Raw genomic sequence first — 3,397 nt, 5'->3', positions numbered from 1 at the left:
TCACCGTTATGTCTGAAAAAACATATCTATATTTAAAGATTAACATAAATTATTTATAACGTAACTTTGTCAATTGAAAGTGCTTTAATACAATTCGCTAAATCAATTTTTTATATTTACTGCTTTAAATTTAATGTTTTTTCCTCATAATTTTTTTATGAACTTTCAAAAAATATAGGTTATTTGCGGCGTTATGTTGCTTACTACATGAAATTTGACACTAAATCTGGATGCATTATAAATTTTTTAATGAAAATCCATGCCCACAAATTCAGGCATACATTTGCTGTGAAAGCTGTAGTAAGTGGGATTCCTCTGAATGTTCTCCAAAAATGGCTGAGCCATTCATCTATATTTGTTACATCGATATACACCGACATTACATGCCTATATACAACCCAGTTCATAAATCGAATACAATATGTATAGTTTGAAACGGGCTTTCTCTAATTTAGAGAAAAAGAGTTTCAAACTCCATAATTAGTTTAAACAAGAAAAACATATATAATAGTACACAATATTTAATATTGATGAGTAATAATACTATTTTAATCGATGACTTTAAAAATCTTTCTTTAAAAAGGGAATCAACATTCAGTGAAATATTTGTTTCCTTAGTATATTCCAAAGATCTAACTGAATTTATTGAAAAATACAATGCAAAGAAAATTTCCGAAGGCAAATTTTCCATTTCTCTTGCAGAAGAATATCTCATAAATCTTTTTGGAACTGATGTCTTATTCAATCGTATTGATGCAGAATATGGGATTTTTTACGGTTTTACAAAAAAGCTAAATTCCCCGCTTATGAAATCGATAAAGAATTTTATACGCAAGATGAATATTTAACCTATTGAAATAAGTTCAACTTCAATTTACCGTTTCCTTAGGAAACAGGAAAACTATGAACAATATTTTCTTAGGGAGTATAGAGCTGGAGCTCCATTATTACAATCTTATTTTAAGGATCATACCCAAGTTGAATATCATCGCTTAATTTTACAAAGGATAGAAAGAGACTGGAAGGATGGCCTAAAGCCATATTATGCGGCTTTAAAATCTAAATCAGTTAATACTACTATTCAAATCTATGCAGATGGTTTCATAGTTATGGATCGGCTTCCCGTGTCGATGGAAATCGTAGATTCTTTGGTAAATATGAGTATAAAAGATCACAAAAAAGCATTAAAAAATATTAGTGAAATTAAAATTATTGAAAATGATTTAAATAGTTATTGCGAATGGCATAATGGACCTTTAGAAGAGGCAGATGATCCCTCAAAGAGGTTTTATTGTCCAGTTATGTCAGAAGGTTTTTGTAGCAAACATAAAAGAAGTGAAAGGGCAATATATAATTTATGCTTATCATATAGAGGTGAGAAGTCTTTAGAAGCATGCAAAGAAATTGATAATAAAATAAAAGGAGGAGAATATGTAGTTTATTTGGTTGACTTTGGTGAAGATTTACCAAAAGTTGGTACTACAAGGAAATTCAGAATATTAGAAAGAATAGCAGAACAACCTCATATAATAGCGACGCAGATATATGTAACTGATAGCTTATATAAAGCAAGATTGATGGAAATTAATATATCAAAAAACAAGTTAGCTAATGAACTCTGGAGACATAAATGGATTCAAACAGAAAGTCTATATAATTCTTTGGTTAGAATGAAAAATTATATTGAAAAAATTTCTAAAAAATTTGATATTTCTAGGGAAGCAGAATTTTTTAGAATAAAGCAACCTAAGATTAATTATATACAAGGTAACATAGAAAACAAGGAACTTGAAATAAAAGGAGTTTGGGGCGGTTATTTAATTCTTTATAGTTCAAATTACTACATTTATCGCGAATCCCAGCTATTACATAAAGATAGCATATTTATTGAAAATAAAATCATATAAAACTTAAATAGCAATTTTAAATAAAGATCAATAAATAATAAATAATTTTTTATTAATAATTACAAATTATGCTATATTATAATATTTAAATATTAGATTAAATAATAAATAATCAGGCTAGGTGGAAGTTTTGAATCTTACAGCTGTAATTCCAGCAGGTGGAGAGGGTTCAAGATTCAGGCCATATACAGATATAGTTCCAAAGCCTATGATTCCATTAGGGGATGACGAAAAGCCTATATTAGATTATGTTGTTCATCATTTAACAAAAAATGGATTTGAGGAAATAGTCTTGTTAGTTAATTATAAATGGAAATATATTAAAAATTATTTTGAAGATGGAAAAAGGTATAATACGAATATAAGATATAGCATAGATGATGAAAATTATAGCAATACTGGCGGTTCTCTATTAAAAGCATATAAAAACAATCTTATAAGCTCTAATCCTGTATTGATATGGTATGGAGATATATTAGCCAATCTTAATCCTAAGCATGTAATAGATTTTCAACTTAAAGAAAATTCGGATGCTGTATTAGTTGTTGCAAATAAATATCAAATACCTGTGGGTGTAGCTGAAATAGATAATGATAATAATGTTTTAAGTCTTAAAGAAAAACCATGGTTAAACGTTAAAGTAACTATAGGTATTTTATCTTTAAATATTAATGTTCTAAAAAATGCAGAAAAAGAGCTTGGAACAAAGTTTGACATAATGGGAGATTTAATACCATATATGATAAAAAATAATATGAAAGTAAAAGCCTATATTTATAATAATGATTGGATTGATGTTGGTAGCTTAGAAAGATATAAAAAAATAGATAATAATTTATTGAAAAAGGTAATTAAATTGTAAATTACTTTTCCCACCACCAATATACGGAGTCAACCGCCGCATTAGTTAATGGATTTTCTTCCCATGAAATCTCATTGTTATAGCCGTGGATGTAGGGTTTCAGTACCCACATGTTAGTAGGTTGTATTGTATATACATACATATATAGGTTTATTGTAAGCTGGTCTACTTGTTTATATAGGTCTAGTGCTTCACTCGTATTTCCTGCAACCTCTGCAGCCATTGCTTTTAATGTTAAATTATTTAGTAAAGAGTAAGTATAGCTTTCATTTGCAAATAAATTTGATAAATATGTATTGTTTTGCGATGCAAAATAACTACTAACTTCTTTTAAATAGGTTGAATTAAAGCCATCAGGAGCAGCATAAGGTCCTCCTTGTTCAATCATTCCTTGGGCAAATTCTAAAGCCGTAGGAGTTCCTGGAGACCAACCCATATAAAATATAGGCATTGGGTTTTGGCCATACACAGAATCATATGCATACATAGTTACAAATGGCATGTATAAAGGTTGTGCATTTATGTTTGGATCTATTTCATGTAATGCCTGCGCCCACATCTCTGCTGCTGTGTAATCAACAGTATCACCGCTTGATACTATTATTGGGAAGTTAACTGTTATATTGTA

The 3,397-nt window shown here is 29.0% G+C and carries 4 protein-coding genes and 1 pseudogene; 4 read left to right on the top strand and 1 reads right to left on the bottom strand.

The genetic code is table 11. The annotated features are described in order from the left end of the window. Window positions 1-207 precede the first annotated feature (207 nt). From Q0C16_RS07985 to Q0C16_RS04485, 4 genes are all read left to right on the top strand, one after another. Entirely contained in the window at window positions 208-429 is a 222-nt protein-coding gene (locus Q0C16_RS07985; RefSeq protein WP_367117907.1) for a tyrosine-type recombinase/integrase, read from the top strand. Window positions 430-530: 101 nt separating this feature from the next. After that, a complete protein-coding gene (locus tag Q0C16_RS04495; RefSeq protein WP_292319907.1) occupies window positions 531-848 on the top strand; it encodes a hypothetical protein in 318 nt (105 codons plus the stop codon). 282 nt (window positions 849-1,130) lie between these two features. Then, window positions 1,131-1,907 (top strand): DUF2797 domain-containing protein, encoded by a 777-nt coding sequence (locus tag Q0C16_RS04490; protein WP_292319905.1) that lies wholly within the window; start codon window positions 1,131-1,133, stop codon window positions 1,905-1,907. 121 nt (window positions 1,908-2,028) lie between these two features. Next, entirely contained in the window at window positions 2,029-2,769 is a 741-nt protein-coding gene (locus Q0C16_RS04485; protein WP_292319904.1) for a nucleotidyltransferase family protein, read from the top strand. 1 nt (window position 2,770) lies between these two features. Here the strand turns inward: Q0C16_RS04485 and Q0C16_RS04480 are convergent. Then, window positions 2,771-3,397, bottom strand: a pseudogene (locus Q0C16_RS04480) (ABC transporter substrate-binding protein); the annotation flags it as partial.

Origin of the sequence: Caldisphaera sp. (assembly GCF_023256325.1) — an archaeon.
Lineage (GTDB): Archaea > Thermoproteota > Thermoprotei_A > Sulfolobales > Acidilobaceae > Caldisphaera.
Note: the sequence above shows the minus strand (reverse complement) of the source record. Positions and strands in the feature narration are given on the sequence as shown.